We start from the raw sequence: 20,257 nt of genomic DNA on the forward strand, positions 1-20,257 counted from the left end.
TAAAATATAATAATGTAACTTATTGGTTTTTAGTTATTTAATAGCGTATAAATTGTTTTATGAACAGTATAATTTCATTAAAATGAATTTCGTACTGCGTTTCTACAATATATATTTGTTATCAAGATGTGAAATTACATTAAATAAATGAATATGAATAGAGAGAAAGTTCAAATTTTTGACACCACTTTGCGCGATGGTGAACAAGTTCCAGGATGTAAGTTAGATACTAAACAAAAATTAGTTATCGCAGAACGACTAGACAAAATGGGAGTTGACATTATTGAAGCAGGTTTTCCTGTGTCAAGTCCGGGCGATTTTTTATCGGTCTCTGAGATTTGTAAAATTGTAGAAAATGCCACCGTCTGCGGACTAACAAGAGCCGTAAAAAATGACATTGATGTTGCAGCAGCTGCTTTAAAGCATGCTAAAAGACCTAGAATCCATACCGGAATCGGAACTTCAGAATCTCATATACTCCATAAATTAAATACCACACCAGAAGATATTATCGCCAGAGCAAAATTTGCTGTAGCACATGCAAAAACGTATGTAGAAGATGTTGAATTCTATGCCGAAGATGCGGGTAGAACAGATAATGCATTCCTGGCAAAAGTTTGTGAAGAAGTTATTAAATCCGGAGCAACTGTATTAAATATTCCTGATACAACAGGATATTGCCTTCCTGAAGAATATGGAGCAAAAATTAAATATTTAAAAGAAAACGTAAAAGGTATAGAAAACGTAATACTTTCCTGCCACTGTCATAATGATTTAGGAATGGCAACTGCAAACTCAATTTCGGGTGCTATAAACGGAGCGAGACAAATAGAATGTACTATAAATGGTATTGGTGAAAGAGCCGGAAATACAGCCCTTGAAGAAGTGGTAATGATCTTTAAACAACATCCTTACCTTAACTTAGATACCAACATCAATACAAGGGAATTAAACGAAATGAGCCGTTTGGTTTCTGAAAGTATGGGAATGATTGTGCAGCCAAATAAAGCTATTGTTGGAGCAAATGCATTTGCACACAGTTCCGGAATTCATCAGGATGGAGTAATTAAAAACAGAGCAACTTACGAAATCATGGATCCGCTTGATGTGGGTGTAAATGAATCGTCAATCATATTAACAGCAAGAAGCGGAAGAGCTGCATTGGCTTACCGTGCCAAAAAAGTGGGTTATGAACTTACAAAAGTGCAATTAGACATTGTATACATTGAGTTCCTGAAATTTGCCGATATTAAGAAAGAAGTTTTAGATGCTGATATTCACCAGATTATAGAGGCTGCAAAAATTCAGGACGAATTAGTAAGAAGCTAGTTGAAGTAAGAATCGAATAAAGACGAAAGATCAAGACAAAAAATAAAAGATTTAAATACATAAAGAACGAGACGTTATGAATTTGAAAATAGCAGTTTTACCTGGAGACGGAATTGGACCGGAAGTAATTTTACAAGCCAAAAAAGCATTATACGCTATTGGCGAAGTGTACAATCATGAATTTGTTTTTGAAGAAGCGCTCATGGGAGCGATTGCAATCGATAAAACAGGAACTCCGCTGCCGGAACAAACGCTGAATCTTTGTTTGAATACAGATGCAGTTTTATTTGGCGCTATTGGAGATCCAAAATATGATAATAACCCAAGTGCCAAAGTGCGCCCGGAACAAGGATTACTAAAATTGCGTAAAGAGTTAGGTTTGTTTGCGAACATTCGTCCGATCAAACCTTATAAATCCTTAATTGATGCATCTCCGCTAAAAAGAGAGATTATTGAAGGTGCAGATTTTACTATTTTCAGAGAATTAACAGGTGGTGCCTATTTTGGAGCAAAAACATTAAATGAAGAGGGAACACATGCTTCTGATTTATGTGAATATTCAGAAGAAGAAATTACCAGAATTGCACACTTAGCTTTTAAATCGGCACAAAACCGACGCAAAAAACTAACAATGGTAGACAAAGCCAATGTTTTGGAGACCTCAAGATTGTGGAGAAAAGTAGTTCAGAAAGTTGGCGAAGGTTATCCGGACGTTCTTCTTGACTTTTTATTTGTTGATAATGCTGCTATGCAATTGATTTTAAATCCAAAACAATTTGATGTGATTTTGACAGAAAATTTATTTGGTGATATTTTATCAGACGAAGCAAGTGTTATTACAGGATCAATTGGTTTATTAGCATCGGCTTCTCTGGGAGAAAAAAATGCTTTGTTTGAACCAATTCACGGATCGTATCCGCAGGCAAAAGGAAAAAATATTGCCAATCCGATTGCTTCAATTTTATCTGCAGCCATGCTGTTGGAGCATTTTGGATTATTTACAGAAGCCAATGTAATTTATAAGGCGATAGAAAAAGCAATTGAATATAAAGTTGTTACAGTAGATCTTAGATCAGATTCTAAATTTGGTACAAATGAAGTAGGGGAGTTTGTTTCTAATTTCATTTTTAGCAAAGATGACCTGCTCTATTTTAATAATGACAACGTTAGTATTGGTCAATCGACAATTGTTTAAGTTTTTTATTAAAATAATGAAATAAATAACAAGAAGTATTGTAAATGTTGAGATTTTATTTTTTTAGTTCTTAAAGTTTTCATACTTTTGTAACACTAAAAAAATAAATGATGCAAATCTCAATTATTATTACTTCTGTCGTTGTTGTCAATGTGTTTAGCACATCTGCATCGGGAATGGTATAAATATAATTGAAAAACTATATTACAAACCTTCCAAATACTGGAAGGTTTTTTTTTTGAATAAAAATAAAATTAAATATTACATAATGGAATTAAATAAGTACAGCAAAACCATCACTCAGGATCAGACACAACCAGCAGCACAAGCTATGTTGTACGGGATTGGTTTAACTGAAGAAGATTTGAAAAAAGCACAAGTTGGTATCGTGAGCATGGGTTACGATGGAAATACGTGTAACATGCACTTAAATGATTTGGCAAAAGACGTCAAAAAAGGTGTTTGGGATGCAAATCTGGTCGGACTTATTTTTAATACTATTGGTGTAAGTGACGGAATTTCTAACGGTACCGAAGGAATGCGTTATTCATTGGTTTCTCGTGATGTAATTGCAGATTCTATTGAAACTGTTGTGGGAGCGCAATGGTATGATGGTGTAATTGCCATTCCGGGCTGTGATAAAAATATGCCGGGAGCATTGATCGCAATGGGAAGATTAAACCGCCCGGCGATGATGGTTTACGGAGGGTCAATTCACTCTGGAAAATGGAAAGGGGAATCCTTGAATATTGTTTCTGCTTTTGAGGCATTAGGAAAGAGAGTAAAAAACGAAATTACTCCAGAAGATTTTAAAGGAGTTATTCAAAATGCATGTCCGGGCGCTGGTGCTTGCGGCGGAATGTATACTGCAAATACAATGTCTTCTGCAATTGAAGCATTAGGAATGAGCTTGCCATACAGTTCTTCAAACCCTGCATTGAGTCAGGAAAAAAGAGACGAATGCCTGGCTGCAGGAGAAGCGATCAAAATTTTATTAGAAAAAGATATTAAGCCAAGAGATATCATGACTCGCAAGGCTTTTGAAAATGCTATTACAATTGTAGCAGTTTTAGGAGGTTCTACAAATGCAGTTATGCACTTAATTGCAATGGCTCACGCTGTAGATGTCAAAATTACTTTGGATGATTTTCAGGCAATTAACGACAGAACGCCGGTTTTGGCTGATATGAAACCAAGTGGTAAGTACATGATGGAAGATATTCATGCTGTTGGAGGTATTCCTGCAGTTATGAAATATTTATTAAAAGTAGGATTGATTCACGGAGATTGTTTAACCGTAACAGGAAAGACAGTAGCCGAAAATTTAGCTTCTACGCCAGACTTACAAGACGGACAAGAAGTAATTCATGAAATTCAAAAGGCATTAAAACCAACAGGAAATATTCAGGTTTTATACGGTAATCTTGCTTCTGAAGGTGCTGTTGCAAAAATCAGTGGAAAAGAAGGCGAATATTTTGAAGGACCAGCTGTGGTTTTTGAAGGTGAATTTGAAGTAATTCCAGGTCTTCAGGCCGGAAAGATAAAACCGGGTAGTGTAGTCGTCATCAGGTATTGTGGACCAAAAGGTGGTCCGGGGATGCCTGAAATGCTAAAACCTACATCTGCAATTATTGGAGCCGGATTAGGAAGCAGCTGTGCTCTTATTACAGACGGCAGGTTCTCTGGAGGTTCGCATGGATTCGTGGTAGGACACGTTACACCAGAAGCATATGATGGTGGTGGTATTGCACTAGTAAAAGATGGCGATTTGATCGCAATCGATGCTGTTAAAAATACAATCGACCTGAAAATATCTGACGAAGAATTTGCAGCGAGAAAAGCGGCTTGGGTACAGCCACCGTTGAAAGTTACAAAGGGAGTTTTGCTTAAATATGCCAGATCGGTTTCAAGCGCTTCAACAGGTTGCGTTACCGATAATTAATTAAATAACAATATCAAAAATCAATGACAATGACAATATCAAAAAACAAATAGCAATAAATAAAAGATCAATTTAAAAAATTCAAATTGAAATTGATTCTTGCCATTGCCATTGAATTTTGAAATTGATTTTTGACATTGATAAAACAAAATATACTATGAAAATATCAGGGGCAGAAGCCGTTATAAGATGTTTATTAGAAGAAGGAGTAGACTTGGTTTATGGATATCCGGGAGGAGCAATCATGCCGGTTTACGACGAATTATATAAATTTCAGGATCAATTACACCACGTTCTGGTACGTCATGAGCAAGGAGCAACGCATGCCGCTCAGGGATATGCCAGAGCTACAGGAAAAGTTGGGGTAGCCATTGCAACTTCGGGTCCGGGAGCAACAAATTTGGTAACCGGAATTGCAGATGCGCAAATCGATTCTACACCAATGGTTTGTATCACAGGTCAGGTGGGGAAACATTTATTGGGTTCTGATGCTTTTCAGGAAACGGATATTATCGGAATTTCAACTCCGGTAACAAAATGGAATTACCAGATTACTGAAGCCTCAGAAATTCCTGAAATTATTGCGAAAGCATTTTATATCGCGCGTTCAGGACGTCCTGGGCCAGTTTTGATTGATATAACTAAAAATGCTCAGTTTGATGAGTTTGAATTTAGTTACGAAAAATGTACTTCAATCAGAAGTTATGTACCAGTTCCGAAATTAAAACTGGATAAAGTTGCCGAAGCTGCTGCTTTAATCAATAGTGCCAAAAAACCTTTTATTGTTTTTGGTCAGGGAATTATTCTCGGTCAGGCCGAAGAACAACTAAAAGCTTTTATAGAAAAATCTGGAATTCCGGCAGGATGGACAATTTTAGGTCTTTCGGCTTTGCCAACAGATCATCCGTTAAACGTTGGGATGTTGGGAATGCACGGAAATTATGGACCAAATATGCTGACCAACGAATGTGATGTTTTAATTGCATTGGGAATGCGTTTTGATGACCGTGTTACCGGAAAGTTAGCTACTTACGCCAAACAGGCAAAAGTAATTCACTTTGAAATTGATCCGGCTGAAGTTGATAAAAACGTAAAAACAGAAGTTGCAGTTTTAGGAGATGTAAAAGAAGCCTTAAATGCATTATTGCCTTTAATTGAAAAAAAATCTCACGATTCCTGGCATAATGAATTCAAAGAATACGCAGCAATTGAATTTGCTTCTGTTATAAAAGAAGAATTAAACCCAACAAATGGCAAAGGTATTTCAATGGGAGAAACCATGGAAATGATCAACAAACATTCAAAAGGCGATGCAATTATCGTTTCAGATGTGGGTCAGCACCAAATGTTTGCTTGCCGTTATGCTAAATTTAATTCGACTAAAAGCAACATTACTTCCGGAGGTTTAGGAACCATGGGATTTGCTTTGCCAGCTGCTATTGGAGCTAAAATGGGAAGGCCTGACCGCGAAGTGGTTGCGATTATTGGAGATGGTGGATTTCAGATGACAATTCAGGAATTAGGAACTATTTTCCAAACAAAAGTACCTGTAAAGATTGTCATTTTAAACAATGAATTTTTAGGAATGGTACGCCAATGGCAGGAATTGTTCTTTGATAACCGATATGCTTCAACACATATGATCAATCCGAATTTTGTTGCAATCGCAGAAGGTTATTATATAAAATCTAAAAAAGTAACACAAAGAGAAGACTTAGATGCAGCTGTTGCAGAAATGCTGGCATCTAAAGATTCTTATTTCTTAGAGGTCATGGTAGAAAAAGAAAACAATGTTTTCCCAATGATTCCAACAGGAGCATGTGTTTCAGAAATTAGATTAAGCTAAAAGAAAAAAGTTTCAAGTTTTAAGTTTCAGGTTTTACGTTCTCAGCAGAACTTGAAACTTGAAACCTGAAACAAAATAAACTAAAAAACAAAATGGAAGATAAAACATTTACCATATCGGTATATTCAGAAAATAATGTGGGGTTGTTGAATAGAATATCAGGAATATTCTTAAAGCGTCACATTAATATATTAAGTCTAAACGTTTCAGAATCAGAAATAGAGAATGTTTCCAGATTTATTATAGTTGTTAATACAACAGAGAAATGGGTTCAGAATATAGTAGGGCAAATTGAAAAACAAATTGAAGTTATAAAAGCATTTTATCATACAGACGAAGAGACAATTTATCTTGAAAATGCTTTGTTTAAAATTGCGTCAAGTTTGTTGTTTGATGAAAAACAAATTCAAAATATTATTAAAGAAAGTCAGTCGACAATTGTAACAGTTTCCCGCGATTTCTTTGTGATTTCAAAATCAGGAAGACGCTCTGAAATAGAAGAATTGTATGCAAAATTTAAACCGTACGGCATTATGCAGTTTGTACGTTCGGGAAGAATATCAGTTTCTAAAGAGAAAATGGAAATCTCGTCAATGTTAGAAGCATTTAAATAGAACCAAATTTATTAAATACACATCATTAAATATTATTAAAAAAAATGGCAAATTATTTCAACACACTACCACTTAGATTACAATTAGAACAATTAGGCGTTTGCGAATTTATGGAGCAATCAGAATTTGCAGACGGAATTGCTGCATTGGCCGGAAAAAAAGTTGTTATTGTAGGTTGTGGTGCACAAGGTTTGAATCAAGGTTTAAACATGAGAGATTCCGGATTAGATATTTCATACGCTTTGCGTGCAGATGCAATTGCTGAAAAAAGAGCATCTTACAAAAATGCTACAGAAAACGGATTTAAAGTGGGTACTTATGAAGAATTAATTCCAACTGCTGACTTAGTTTGTAACTTAACTCCTGATAAACAACATACTGCAGTAGTTACTGCAATTATGCCATTAATGAAAAACGGTTCTACATTGGCTTATTCTCACGGTTTTAATATTGTTGAAGAAGGAATGCAGATTCGTAAAGATATTACCGTAATTATGTGTGCTCCTAAATGTCCTGGTTCTGAGGTACGTGAGGAATATAAAAGAGGTTTTGGTGTACCAACTCTTATCGCAGTACACCCCGAAAATGACCCGAATGGTGCTGGTTTAGATCAGGCAAAAGCATATGCTGTTGCAACCGGAGGTCATAAAGCAGGAGTTTTAAAATCATCATTTGTAGCTGAAGTAAAATCAGATTTAATGGGTGAGCAAACTATCCTTTGCGGATTGTTGCAAACGGGATCTATTTTATGTTTTGATAAAATGGTTGAAAAAGGTATTGATAAAGCATATGCTTCAAAATTAATTCAATACGGATGGGAAACTATCACAGAAGCTTTGAAACACGGAGGTATCACAAATATGATGGACCGATTGAACAATCCTTCAAAAATTGAAGCTTACGAACTGGCAGACGAATTAAAAGACATTATGCGTCCGTTATTCCAAAAGCATCAGGATGACATTATTTCTGGAGAATTCTCGAGAACTATGATGATTGACTGGGCTAATGATGATGTGAATTTATTGAAATGGAGAGCTGCAACAGGAGAAACTAATTTTGAAAAAACAGCTCCGCAAGAAGCTCCAATTCCTGAACAGGAATATTTTGATAATGGAGTATTAATGATTGCAATGGTAAAAGCAGGAGTAGAATTAGCATTCGAAACTATGACAGAAGCAGGAATTATTGAAGAGTCTGCTTATTATGAATCATTACACGAATTGCCTTTGATTGCAAATACAATTGCAAGAAAGAAATTGTTTGAAATGAACCGTGTAATTTCTGATACTGCAGAATATGGCTGTTATTTATTTGACCACGCATGTAAGCCGTTGTTGACTGAATTCATGAAGAAAGTAGACACAAACATTATAGGAAAACCATTCTCAACTTCTAACGGAGTAGATAATGCTGTTTTAATCGCAGTAAACAAAGAAATCCGTCAGCATCCTATTGAAGAAGTAGGAGCATGGTTGAGAGAGTCTATGACTGCAATGAAAAAAATTGGATAATAAATTGGGAATTACCGCACAATCGACTGTGCTGGGATTTGCACTGTATCTTTCTTTTATATAATATTTTGAATTAGTAAGCACTTATTAAGATAATATGGATATAGATGCATATTACATTTCACTTAACTTCTGTGAGTCTGTAAGTTAAGTGAAGGTAATCCCGACGAATGAAGTATGTTTAGTATTGAATATACTTATTTAGAATGCTATATTAATTAGTAAAATGCTGCTATTTTCAAAATAGGGCAGAACAAGAATTACAAAAATTAATTGTTATTAAAATTGTTAAAATCAAAAAGGCATAATATTTTTATTGTGCCTTTTTTGCGATAAGCAATTTAGAGGTAAAAGTTATATTTTTATATTAAATTCATAAAAAATCAATATTTTTTTTAATATGTGTTTTTTTATGTCAAAATTTATGAATTAAATAATTTTAAGAATACGGACAGATTTAATACATTTATAAAAAAATTCCATTAAGTATGAGTTATTATAAAATTGAAAATTTAGAACAATATTTTAAACATTACAATAAGTCAATAAGAGAGCCAAGAAAATTCTGGGGAAAAATAGCTGAAGAAAATTTCACTTGGTATCAACAATGGGATAAGGTGGTTGATTTTAATATGGCAGATGCTGAAGTAAAATGGTTTACAGAAGCTAAAGTGAATATTACAAAAAACTGTATCGATAGACATCTAAGTAAAAGAGGAGAAAAAACGGCCATTATTTTTGAACCGAATGATCCTTCAGAAACTGCTTTACATATAACGTATAACGAATTATACGAGCGAGTATCAAGAATGTCAAATGTTTTGCGTGAACAAGGCGTTCGCAAAGGTGACAGAGTTTGTATTTATTTACCAATGATTCCGGAATTGGCAGTTGCTGTATTGGCCTGCGCAAGAATAGGAGCAATACATTCTGTAGTTTTTGCAGGATTCTCAGATTCAGCTGTAGCGGCAAGAATTAATGATTGCGAATGTAAAATGGTAATTACATCAGATGGTGGTTATAGAGGAAATAAAACAATCGATCTAAAAACGATTGTTGACGAAGCATTAAATACCTGTCCGTCTGTGACTAAAGTTTTGGTTGTTAAAAGAACTAATACAGAAGTTAAAATGAAAGAAGGTCGTGACATTTGGTTACAGCCTTTATTGGATGCCGCTATAGATAATAGTGTAGCAGAAATCATGGATGCAGAAGATCCTTTGTTTATTTTATATACTTCGGGATCTACAGGAAAACCAAAAGGAATGGTTCATACCACTGCCGGTTATATGGTTTACACCGCTTACACATTCAAAAATGTTTTTAGTCACGAGGAAAATGATATTTTCTGGTGTACGGCAGATATCGGGTGGATTACAGGACACTCTTATATATTATATGGGCCTTTGTTAAATGGAGGAACTACCGTAATTTTTGAAGGAGTTCCTTCTTATCCTGATTTTAGCCGTTTTTGGGATATTATAGAAAAACATAAAATCACACAATTTTATACAGCACCAACTGCAATCCGTTCTCTTGCAAAAGAAAGTTTAGATTATATTCAAAAATATCCTCTAAAATCGCTAAAAGTTATCGGTTCTGTTGGAGAACCAATTAATGAAGAAGCATGGCACTGGTTTAATGACCACGTTGGAGACAAAAGATGTCCGGTGGTAGATACCTGGTGGCAAACTGAAACGGGAGGAATTATGATTTCGCCGATTGCATTTGTTACTCCAACTAAGCCAACGTACGCAACTTTGCCATTACCGGGAATTCAACCTGTTTTGATGGATGAAAAACGTAATGAAATAGAAGGAAATCAAGTTGTGGGAAGTTTGTGTATTAAATTTCCGTGGCCGGGAATCGCCAGAACAATCTGGGGAGATCACGAACGTTACAAAGAAACTTATTTCTCTGCATTTCCAGGTAAATATTTCACCGGAGACGGCGCATTAAGAGATGAAGTTGGTTATTACAGAATTACAGGTAGAGTAGATGATGTAGTAATTGTTTCCGGTCATAATTTGGGAACTGCACCTATTGAAGATGCAATTAATGAACACCCAGCCGTTGCAGAATCTGCAATCGTAGGATTCCCACATGAAATTAAAGGAAACGCTTTGTACGGTTATGTAATTCTTAAAGAGACTGGAGAAGTTAGAAATAAAGAAAACCTGACTAAAGAGATTAATCAATATATTGCCGATCACATTGGACCAATTGCTAAACTGGACAAAATACAATTTGTGTCTGGTTTGCCAAAAACGCGTTCAGGAAAAATTATGCGTAGAATTTTACGTAAAATAGCTGAAGGGGATTTTTCTAATTTTGGAGATACTTCAACATTATTAAATCCTGAAGTTGTAGAAGAAATTATGAAAGACAGAATTTCTTAAAAAATAGTTTCAAGTTTTTTATGTTTCAGGTTTCAAGTTTTTTGCTTGTGTCAGATACATGAAAAATGGAATTTAAAATAAACAAAAATGCCTCTTAAATTTAAGAGGCATTTTTTTATAACCTTACTAAGTCTTTCATCTTTGACAAAAATTTAGTCACAAGTAAAACTCTATGCATTTGTCAGACTGAGCGAAGTCGAAGTCCTGTTATGCTAAATAACTTTGTAGGAAGTTCGACTTGGCTCAGTCTGACAATGTATTATCTTTAAAAATTTAGGAACAGATTCCAATGAAACTACTTAATTCCCAATCTCGATTTTAATTTTAAGAATAAAAGTGCAATTCGGTATGCATCTTCAGAAGAGGTGTTTCTGTCGCTTTTCGGTATTTTGTAAATATCACATAAATCATCAAGCGAAAATTGTTTGTCGTTAATGTCAGTAAGTTTTCTGTACATCATGTCAACATCCAGGGCCTCATTTTTTATTCTTCCACAGTCAAGGCGTTCTAGTGCGCTGTTAAGCATTTCTATATCAAAATTAATATGATGCCCAACCAAAACAGCATTGCCTATGAAATTAATAAAACCTTCAATAGCGTCAGGTTCCTGCATTTTTATCAACTTGCTCTCGATGATAAATTCATTTGAAAGTCCATTATCCTGTAAAAATTTGTACTGAAGCAAAACAGATTCAAAACTATCCTTAATTACAATTCCGTTATCTACAACTGCAAAAGCGCCTAATGATAAAATAACATCTTTATCCGGATTAAGACCAGAAGTTTCTGTTGACATTACAACAAATCTATTGGGTTTAGTCTCGAATTTCATCAGATAATCCTTCCAGAAATCAGGATAGTCTTTGTTGATATTTTTAAGCCAGTCTAGCATATGTTAGGAGAATTGCGTAAGTTGAAATTTATTCTTAATTAATTCTTCAAGATCTTTCATGGGTGACAAAGCATTTTTTAATTTTTCTTTATCACTTTTAGACATTTCCTTTAAATTGATGTATTGTCCCGAATCATCATTTTTCAAGCCTTCAACAGTTCTGAATTTTGACAATGTCAAAAATGCTTCAGCACAGCTTAGATATATTTCAGCATTTTTAGAATCAGTAATAGCTAATTGTTTGAATCTTAAATATGTATTTTGTATTCCTTTAATATTGGCATTTAGAATTAACAAACGTGCACCGTCAATTAATGGCATTAATGCACGTGTTTTAATATCAAATTTATCTTTATATGGGCCATCTTCTTCTAAAATGAATTTTTTGAAAAAACTCAGAGGAGAGTTTTTCTTTAAAGCATCATTTCCTAAAAAATCAAAGAATAAAGTATTATTAACGGCATTTTTGAAAATAACACTTTCTATTGCTTCTTCTATTTTTGGTTCACCAAAAACTATTTCATAATCAAAGAAAATGCTGCTCAAATCATTACTATTTTCACCTGGAGTATTCATCCAGCTGTTGTATTGTTTTGTCCAGTCTGTCAATGACTTACACCAAAGCATGTTGCTTCCCATGTGTCCGTTCGGGCAAAGCTCGTAACCTACTTTTTCAAGTATAGCAGTAGTTCTTTTTGCTAACCTTAAAAAATAATCTTTTACATCTCTGTATTTTTCAGGAGTAACATCTTCAAATATTAAAATACTATCCTGATCTGTTAGTAAAAGCTGTTCTTTACGTCCTTGGCTGCCAATGCTTAACCATGCAAAACGAGCAGGAGGTGAGCCTAAGTCCAAAATTGATAATTCTACTGAACGTTTGATAATTGCCAGGTTTATTTCGCTCGCAATATTACTAACATGTGAAATCGGTATATTTTTCTGTATCGAATTCTGAATTAAATCTGATAAACGATCACGAATTTGTTTTAAATCTTTTGGAAGCTGAGAACGTTTTATTTCCTTGATCAACACACCAGGGTTGCTGGCTTGTGCCACAATCAGGTCATGTTCAGAAATAATTCCTTTTACAGCAGATTTGCTTGTTCCGTCTTTGGTTACACACAAGTGGGTAACATTGTGTTTAAGCATCAGTAATTGTGCTTCTGCCAATGATACATTTTCTAATACTGTAACAACCGGAGACGACATAATTTTGTCAATTGTTTCCGTAATAGGATAACGTCCGGTCGCAATTTTAGAAGATAAATCTGCATCAGTTACGATACCAATCGGATGGTTTTTTTCACAAACAACAATATTGTCAACCATAGCTTCTGTCATTAAAATAGCAACATCTTTTACAATATGATGCGCTTCCGTTTTTAATGGTGAGTTATTATAGTTAAGGGATTGTATATACTGCATTTCTGATTGCTGGTCTACATAAAAAGAAGTATCAGAAATCAATTTTCCATTAGAACTTACATTGTCTTTGGTATGTCTTGAATTTATTGCAAAACTTTCTAACAGAAAGTTCAAAACATCTGAATTATTAGCTACAAAGGGCCTAAATACAGCAATTGGAATAGCATAAATGATACTTTCTTCGCGTGCCTTGGCCGTCATCATATAATTATTTTTGGCAAAGAATGGTCTTAATCCAAAAATATCACCCTCATGACATTTGTTAATAATCGTTTCTTCAGCATCAGCAATTGTTGTCAGATTTATAACGCCGGAAGCCACCACATAAAAACTATCATGCAGCGGATCGTTATTTTGAAACAATATAGCGTGCTTTTCTAAATTGAGTACACGAATATTTGTTGCAATATCAGATAATTCCTGAAAAGATAAATTTTTAAATGGCGGATATTCTTTTAAAAAATCTGCTATATGCTCAGCAATTGTATTCATAAGTCTGATAATTTTTTTAAAGTATCGAGTGTAAAAATAATAAAATAAAGTCTTACAACGAAAGCATCTTAGTGATTTTAAATAAATGAGAAAATATATGTTTTAATAACTTTAAAATTATCTTTTTATTATTTTAAAGAGTTTTAGAATTGAGCATTTTGAAAGAATAAATAAATATCATCAGGAAGTACATAAAAGTAGCAAAGCAGAAGGTTTATTTAATATTCTATTTTACATAATATAAATTATAGTTCATTTGTGGTATAACTAATTAACAATTACCACATGGCCTTAAAACGATCTTCTTTAGAGAATTACACTCTCTTACTTGTAGAATTAAACAAGATGCGTCACACAGATTTCAATGCAAAAACATTTTTAAAAAAGATGCGCCCATTTTGCAAAACCTCACATTTAAAGTTCCAAACATTATTTCTAAGAATCCGTGGTTCAAAGATAGGAATTACAATTAAAGTTTGTACGGATTGCTTTATAGTAACTCAATCATTTTGTATTCACGAATTTACTTTTTACTGCAATTCTATGAAAACTCTCATTTCAAAACTTCTTAAACACAACCTTTTAATACCTTAATACATGTCTACAATTTTACTTTTAATCCAAAAACGAGAAAATTTGCTTTTGGAATTGGCTGGATTAAATCATGATTTAAACGAATATTCAAAAAATCCTGTAGAGACTGTCGATTTACTTGGTTTAAAACATCAGCATGATTTTACAATTAGAGAAATTAAAAAAATTGGTCAGCAGATAAATATTTTTTTCAATTCTCAGATTTCAAATTATAAACAAAAATTTTTTGAAGTTGAAAAGAAAATAACCGAAGCAATATCAAAGAAAGAATTTACAATACATGATTTGCCAAAAAATCATTATTCACTTTGGCAGGATTCGGAAAATTAATTTTTTACTACTCCCCTTTCGATTTTTTCAATTGTTGCCGTAGGGTATAACGGCAACTAACTCACTCAAAACCTACTAAAAACAATGATTTCATATAAAGAAAGGCATCAGGCCCAAACTAAATTCAAAAACAATAATTTAAAACCTACTCTTATAAATATAGATTACTTAATTATCAATTTAGAGGGTCAACCGTTTGGAGAATTTCCCGAACATTCTAAGTTTCGTTTAAAACCTTATGAATATGGAACTAAGATTTTTGAGCTAAGAGCAGACTTATATTATGAAGATTTAAAAATCGGTATTTACACAGCAAAACCACGCTCAGCAATTATGAGTGAACAATTTGCACAGCTTCAATTTGAAAACAATCTATTTTATACATTATCTAACGACGCTTTAAAAGGTGTCATAAATGCTTTTTGCGATGAAACGAACTACTTATTTAAGTCTGTTAATAGACTGGATATATGCCTTGATAAGTCTGATATCAACAATTCTTACCGTAATTTATATAGTAATGTGGTTGCAGGTAACTACCTTATTTCAGGTCGTCCAAAAAATTTACAAAGCTATTTTGAAACGTACAAAGGAAAATCAATACTTAACGGTTTCCAAATAGGAAAAAGAACATCAGACAAAATAATACGATGCTATAACAAAACGCTATCATTACAATTAACTGAAAAGCCGTACATAAACGAATATTATGCAAATAATGGTTTGAAAAATGATAATGTTTGGCGTTTTGAATATCAGTTAAACTCAGCATTTTTCAGAGGGCTAAATGAACATTCGAAAGGAAATGTAAATATCAGTCAGGCAATGACTTGGGGTATTTTTGATAAAGCAAATCTTTATGAGTTATTGAAGATTGCAAATAAAGGTTTTTTTGAACTTCGTGAGAATACTGGTAAAAGTCAAATCAATAAAGAAAAACTTATTACTCTTTTTGATTTTGATTTTTTACAGTCCCAAATTACCAAATTCAATCCTATAATCAAGCGTTTAAAAAAGGTTGTTCTTTCTTCGACAACAATTAAAAAACGTCTTGCAAAATCTCTATTTAGAGAATATTACGCAAACAATCAAGATATATCTTATATAGTTGCTCTAAATCTTTTACTTCAAGATATGGACATGACTACTGAAAACCAACTTTTAGTATGGTTTCAAAACAAGTTACATTTCTATCTGCATGAATTTAGAACAAAGGAAAAATTAGTAAATGATTTTGATTCTGAATTATTCCACGAACATCAACTTTTATTTTTATAAGCCATGAAAACACAGAATACAAGCCAAAAAGTTACTAAAACCCAGTTAATGCATATTCTTGAATTAAGCTATAAAACTGCATGTAAAGAATATCAAACAATTATTGATTCTCTCGCTTTAAAAAGGAACTATTTAACGGTTCAAGACTTAATAAACTATGGCATATTATAGGGAAAATTAGGGAAAATTAGGGAATTATAGGGAATTTTAGGGAATGCCAAATAATAGTTGCAATAACCTTTGTAAAAGAAATTTAACAAATAAAATTTATAACAAATGAAAATTGCAACTATTACAGGCGTTACAAAATCGCCAGAACTTCAAGTAACAAAAGCAATCGGTGCTTTAATTCTTTCAAGTGATGTGCCGTTATCAGGTTTAACTACTGAAAAAATTAGTATTTACATTGAACGTGGAAACGGCTCGAATGTCATTTTAGCAAATAAAGTTTTGCTTAAAGATTTCATTTTAGCAAGTACCTACGGAACTGAAAACACACAGTCCGACGAAGATAATGCTTTGATTGCATTATGTGAATTAGCAGACGAAGGTTCAATTTATCTTGCAGATAAAGAGAGTATTAAAATTACTCTTGAAGATTTAATTGCAGGTAAACGCTACGATTTACACGGAATTGAGGAGCCACAGCAAACAAACAATTTATTCTTTTTTGAACAAAAATCTGTTGCTTCTGAGGAGTTCAACAAAAAAATTGATGTTCAGGGATTTGATTTGGCTGTCATGACTGTTGACGATTCAGTAAGTGATTTATCTTACCAGTATTCAAACGGTCAGGTAGTTAAATACCTTCCTTTTGAACTGCAAACATTAAGTCGTGATATTGACCCTATTCAAGCTGTTCTTGCAGATGGAAAAGTTTTACAAGGCTTAACCGATAGATTAACCTTGCCTTTAGTGGCTGTGGTTGGTATTGAAATCAATAAGTCGCAAGGCTCAATTATTAATTTCGTCGTAAGATGTTTAAAAACCGTGTAAGCTATGGGATTTTTCAAAAAAATTGGAACAGCGATTAAGAAAAACGTTTCGTTCAAAAATTTGGTAAAGGTCGCTACTCCTATCATGGGTGCTATTCCTTTCGTTGGTGGAACTGTTCAAAACATCTCGCAGAATTTGCAAGATGCTCACGAAGCAAAAAAAGCGAATAAACAGGCAGAGGAAGAATACAACAAACAGATGGCTTTAAGTACCGCAAGTCAAGCGGTTGGAGCTGTAGCAAATGCAGGTTCTCAGATTTTCGCAAAAGCCGTAACAACTGGGATTAATGACGGTTTAAGTACTGGTTTTGTTCAGGGTTCTGGTCAGGTTGGTGCTACTGTCGTAAGTTCAACTATTAAGGTTTGGTTTCAAAGAAACTGGAAAATTGTTTTAGGTGCTGTCGCTGGTCTTATTGCATTGATTTGGTTTTTAAGACGTGACCGCAATAATTCAGGAAGAAGAGTTGCTAGAAAAAGATAGCAAGCCGAAAAATTACTATCGAATCTATCTTATTGTATTTCTGATAGATTCGGCAGTAATCATAGTAAAAAAACTGGCTGAAATCATATTATTAATTAAACACATTATAAAGTAATGGCACAAAATAGAAAAAATTCTAATAATCAGAATTACAACAATAATAACAATAACCAACAAAAGGTAAAACATTCAGGTGCAAAGTACACTACTTACATGCCTGTTACTGGTCCGAATAAAGGTGTTGAACAGCATTTAACAACTGGTTGGAGATTGTCTAAAGGAGAATTGATTGCAATTAAATGTGTAACTACTAATAAATCAAATCTTTCTGAAAAAGGTTGGTTTGGTTCTGTAGCATGCACTTTTACAAATACTAAAACTGGTGTTCAATCATTTCACTGGGGTACAATGCAGAAAAATGGCGGTAAAGTCGTAATTGACAGTATGGCATTTGTAATTAACCCACGTGCGAAAAACGGAGGTTATGCAGGTACATTTATTCGTTCGAACTAATGTTTAGGTTCATATTAAAATTCCTCCCTCTTATACTTCATGAGGGGGTCGATTTACTCAAAGAGCATTTAGAAAAAAGAAAACAATTAAAACAAAATAAGTCATGAAAAATTTGAAAGGAATTGTTTCGATAATTGGTATTATCGTAAAATATGGTGCGGTTGTAACCGCTATTTTAAAAGGTATTCAGGTTGTATCGGATGAATTAAGCAAGCTAGATTTCGGAAAAGAAGAACCGCAAGCACCTGCCAAACCTTTAATTACAGAAGAAAATGAGTAGTTATTTAGGTAGAAAAGAATTAACCAGAGGTATTCGAAATAACAATCCGGGTAACTTGGTTTTGACAAATATTGCTTGGCAGGGAAAAATACCAAATGCTCAAAATACCGACAAACATTTTGAACAGTTTACAGAAGTAAAATACGGTATTCGTGCTATGTTGCGAGATTTGACAAATGATATTGATAAAGGTAAAAATACCGTAAGAAAGCTTATAACTGAATATGCTCCTCCGTTTGAAAATGATACGCAAAAGTATATTGAGGTGATCTCAAAAGCTGTCGGTTTAGATCCTGACCAAACAATTAAAATAGTAGATGCAAAATTTTACTTAGTCATTGCTCGTGCAATTATTAAACATGAATGCGCACCCGATCACAATTTAATTTACGATTCAGACATTCAGGATGCTATTGACATTATGGGAGATTACAATCTTGCAAGTGTTACTGTAACGGCTAAAAAGAAATTCAAATTCAATTATCTTATTATTCCCGTACTGCTTTTTTTTTATACTGTTTACAGCGTTACAGTCTAAACAAACGCCCAAAACGATAAAAATTATTAATTCAAAATTTAAACAAGATGTTAGATAAAATCAAACTTTTTTACGCAAACAATAAAACTATTGCAAATGTTGTATTAGTTGCTTTAGCAGGACTTTTAGCTTATAAATTATTTAAGAAAAAGTAATTATGGCTCAAAGAGAGATAGTTAATAGAACAAAGAGCCAAGCCAATACTGTTTGGCTCTTTGATTTTCTGCAAAAATACTGGCTTGTAGTCGTTGGTATTATTGTGTGTTATCCATTATTAAAAAAATGGTATTCAAAATTCACACAAGATGCTGAGGAAAAAGCTTTGGAAGATGCAGAAAAAGATTTAAAAATTGCGGTTTCTAATCCAATGACAAAAGAGATTGAATTGAATAAAATTACACCTCGTAAAGAAGTTCATGACATAGCAGAATCTTTGGCAGTTTGGTTAGGAACAAATAAGCAAACAAAAGACGCTCCTTGGTATACTTGGATAACTGAGCCAATGTCTAATTTCGAAAATGAAAAGGAGACAATTAACGAGTTATTGAGAGTAAAGCAAACTACAACTGTTCCTTTGGTAATCGGCTGTTATTATGTTATTACACGCCGTGACTTAAAGGCTGATTTGAAAAAATATTTATCAACTTCGGACTTGAAAAAAGTTCCGTTATTTAATTAAACTATATGAACTTTATTCAATATATAGATGAAACTTACGCAGTCAAAGTAAAAGAGATTGAATCCTCTGAGGGCTATCTAATAAGAGGTATTCAAACACCATTTTTTATATTATCAGTATTTATTGATAACAAGCGTGTTAATGGCGTAGAATTTAATAATTACGATAGTTTGCCTATGCTATCAGTTATTAATGACTTGGGGAATGTTGATTTAAATGTGATTCCAGAAAATTATTTTGCTACTGCGTTTACTCAAATTTATTTAAGTATTCCTTATAGTAATGGTGGTTCAAGTGTAGAGATTTTAAATTTTAGTGATTTTCAGAAAAAGCCGTTACGATACCTTAAAGAATATAAGTTACCACAATTCCGCATAGATGGTAGATTTTCTCAGGGTTCAGGTTATACATTTGATCGTAGGGTCTATTCAATGCTTAACATTGGAACAATTCAGGGAGACAACAAATTTTACATTGGGAGTTACGATACTTATCCAAATTCTACACACGTAGATACAGTTGAATTTCAGGGAGAAACTCCAAATTATATTCGAAATGGTTATGATTTGGTTACCTCGTTCCCTGTTCAGAATAACGGTGGAATCGTTCAATTTGGAGATTTTTATGTGAAAATGACAACAGGTAAAACTTCATATCCTTACGGTTTAAGAGTTTATATTTTCACAGATATTAGAACAAATGAATTTTGGATTTTGACAAATTACATTGAACAAGGTACAAGTATAATAAAAAAAGGAGAATTTGACATTGAAACATTAGTTTGTGTCAATGGTGGGTTCAAAATCAAAAATATCTTGCAAGATGTAGAAATACAAATTTCAAATATTTATGGCTAATACTACTCCAACGCCTTACAGCTGTACAATCTTTAATAAAGATAAATCTATAAGACCTATT

Annotated in this window: 18 protein-coding genes; 16 read left to right on the top strand and 2 right to left on the bottom strand. The window is 33.5% G+C overall.

What is annotated here, in order from left to right; all coding sequences use genetic code 11:
• The first annotated feature begins 153 nt into the window (after positions 1 to 153).
• From JOD96_RS15015 to acs, 7 genes are all read left to right on the top strand, one after another.
• On the top strand, positions 154 to 1,329 hold the full coding sequence (locus JOD96_RS15015; protein WP_209565051.1) for a 2-isopropylmalate synthase: 1,176 nt from the start codon (positions 154 to 156) through the stop codon (positions 1,327 to 1,329).
• A gap of 76 nt (positions 1,330 to 1,405) precedes the next feature.
• A complete protein-coding gene (gene leuB, locus JOD96_RS15020; RefSeq protein WP_209565052.1) occupies positions 1,406 to 2,524 on the top strand; it encodes a 3-isopropylmalate dehydrogenase in 1,119 nt (372 codons plus the stop codon).
• A 268-nt stretch (positions 2,525 to 2,792) separates the two neighbouring features.
• The gene (gene ilvD, locus JOD96_RS15025) at positions 2,793 to 4,466 is read left to right on the top strand and encodes a dihydroxy-acid dehydratase (protein ID WP_209565053.1); all 1,674 of its coding nucleotides are present in this window, start codon (positions 2,793 to 2,795) and stop codon (positions 4,464 to 4,466) included.
• A 157-nt stretch (positions 4,467 to 4,623) separates the two neighbouring features.
• Positions 4,624 to 6,312, top strand: coding sequence for a biosynthetic-type acetolactate synthase large subunit (gene ilvB / locus JOD96_RS15030; protein ID WP_209565054.1), 1,689 nt, complete (start codon positions 4,624 to 4,626; stop codon positions 6,310 to 6,312).
• 92 nt (positions 6,313 to 6,404) lie between these two features.
• The gene (gene ilvN / locus JOD96_RS15035) at positions 6,405 to 6,926 is read left to right on the top strand and encodes an acetolactate synthase small subunit (protein WP_209565055.1); all 522 of its coding nucleotides are present in this window, start codon (positions 6,405 to 6,407) and stop codon (positions 6,924 to 6,926) included.
• A 44-nt stretch (positions 6,927 to 6,970) separates the two neighbouring features.
• The gene (gene ilvC / locus JOD96_RS15040) at positions 6,971 to 8,440 is read left to right on the top strand and encodes a ketol-acid reductoisomerase (RefSeq protein ID WP_209565056.1); all 1,470 of its coding nucleotides are present in this window, start codon (positions 6,971 to 6,973) and stop codon (positions 8,438 to 8,440) included.
• A 488-nt stretch (positions 8,441 to 8,928) separates the two neighbouring features.
• Entirely contained in the window at positions 8,929 to 10,839 is a 1,911-nt protein-coding gene (acs, locus tag JOD96_RS15045) for an acetate--CoA ligase (RefSeq protein ID WP_209565057.1), read from the top strand.
• Between the two features lie 295 nt (positions 10,840 to 11,134).
• On the opposite strand, the gene JOD96_RS15050 is transcribed toward acs, so the two are convergent.
• Together JOD96_RS15050 and JOD96_RS15055 are read right to left on the bottom strand one after the other, a co-directional pair.
• Entirely contained in the window at positions 11,135 to 11,731 is a 597-nt protein-coding gene (locus tag JOD96_RS15050) for a PolC-type DNA polymerase III (protein WP_209565058.1), read from the bottom strand.
• A gap of 3 nt (positions 11,732 to 11,734) precedes the next feature.
• Positions 11,735 to 13,651 (bottom strand): DUF294 nucleotidyltransferase-like domain-containing protein, encoded by a 1,917-nt coding sequence (locus JOD96_RS15055; RefSeq protein WP_209565059.1) that lies wholly within the window; start codon positions 13,649 to 13,651, stop codon positions 11,735 to 11,737.
• 597 nt (positions 13,652 to 14,248) lie between these two features.
• Between JOD96_RS15055 and JOD96_RS15060 the strand changes: the two genes are divergently transcribed.
• The 9 genes from JOD96_RS15060 to JOD96_RS15100 all read left to right on the top strand — a co-directional run bounded on the left by JOD96_RS15060 (position 14,249) and on the right by JOD96_RS15100 (position 20,196).
• Complete coding sequence (locus JOD96_RS15060; protein WP_144212759.1) at positions 14,249 to 14,575, top strand: hypothetical protein; 327 nt, start codon at positions 14,249 to 14,251, stop codon at positions 14,573 to 14,575.
• 84 nt (positions 14,576 to 14,659) lie between these two features.
• The gene (locus JOD96_RS15065) at positions 14,660 to 15,853 is read left to right on the top strand and encodes a hypothetical protein (RefSeq protein WP_209565060.1); all 1,194 of its coding nucleotides are present in this window, start codon (positions 14,660 to 14,662) and stop codon (positions 15,851 to 15,853) included.
• 276 nt (positions 15,854 to 16,129) lie between these two features.
• On the top strand, positions 16,130 to 16,849 hold the full coding sequence (locus tag JOD96_RS15070) for a hypothetical protein (protein WP_057117987.1): 720 nt from the start codon (positions 16,130 to 16,132) through the stop codon (positions 16,847 to 16,849).
• A 3-nt stretch (positions 16,850 to 16,852) separates the two neighbouring features.
• Entirely contained in the window at positions 16,853 to 17,329 is a 477-nt protein-coding gene (locus JOD96_RS15075; RefSeq protein WP_209565061.1) for a hypothetical protein, read from the top strand.
• 114 nt (positions 17,330 to 17,443) lie between these two features.
• Complete coding sequence (locus JOD96_RS15080; protein ID WP_057117985.1) at positions 17,444 to 17,842, top strand: hypothetical protein; 399 nt, start codon at positions 17,444 to 17,446, stop codon at positions 17,840 to 17,842.
• A gap of 103 nt (positions 17,843 to 17,945) precedes the next feature.
• Positions 17,946 to 18,122: a hypothetical protein gene (locus JOD96_RS15085; protein ID WP_209565062.1), complete on the top strand. Its 177-nt coding sequence runs from the start codon at positions 17,946 to 17,948 to the stop codon at positions 18,120 to 18,122.
• Entirely contained in the window at positions 18,115 to 18,660 is a 546-nt protein-coding gene (locus tag JOD96_RS15090) for a hypothetical protein (protein WP_057117984.1), read from the top strand. Before JOD96_RS15085 ends, JOD96_RS15090 begins: the two co-directional genes overlap by 8 nt.
• A gap of 157 nt (positions 18,661 to 18,817) precedes the next feature.
• Complete coding sequence (locus JOD96_RS15095; RefSeq protein ID WP_209565063.1) at positions 18,818 to 19,339, top strand: hypothetical protein; 522 nt, start codon at positions 18,818 to 18,820, stop codon at positions 19,337 to 19,339.
• A 5-nt stretch (positions 19,340 to 19,344) separates the two neighbouring features.
• A complete protein-coding gene (locus tag JOD96_RS15100) occupies positions 19,345 to 20,196 on the top strand; it encodes a hypothetical protein (RefSeq protein WP_209565064.1) in 852 nt (283 codons plus the stop codon).
• Positions 20,197 to 20,257: the final 61 nt, after the last annotated feature.

Source organism: Flavobacterium sp. 1355, from assembly GCF_017833415.1.
Taxonomy (GTDB): Bacteria; Bacteroidota; Bacteroidia; order Flavobacteriales; family Flavobacteriaceae; genus Flavobacterium.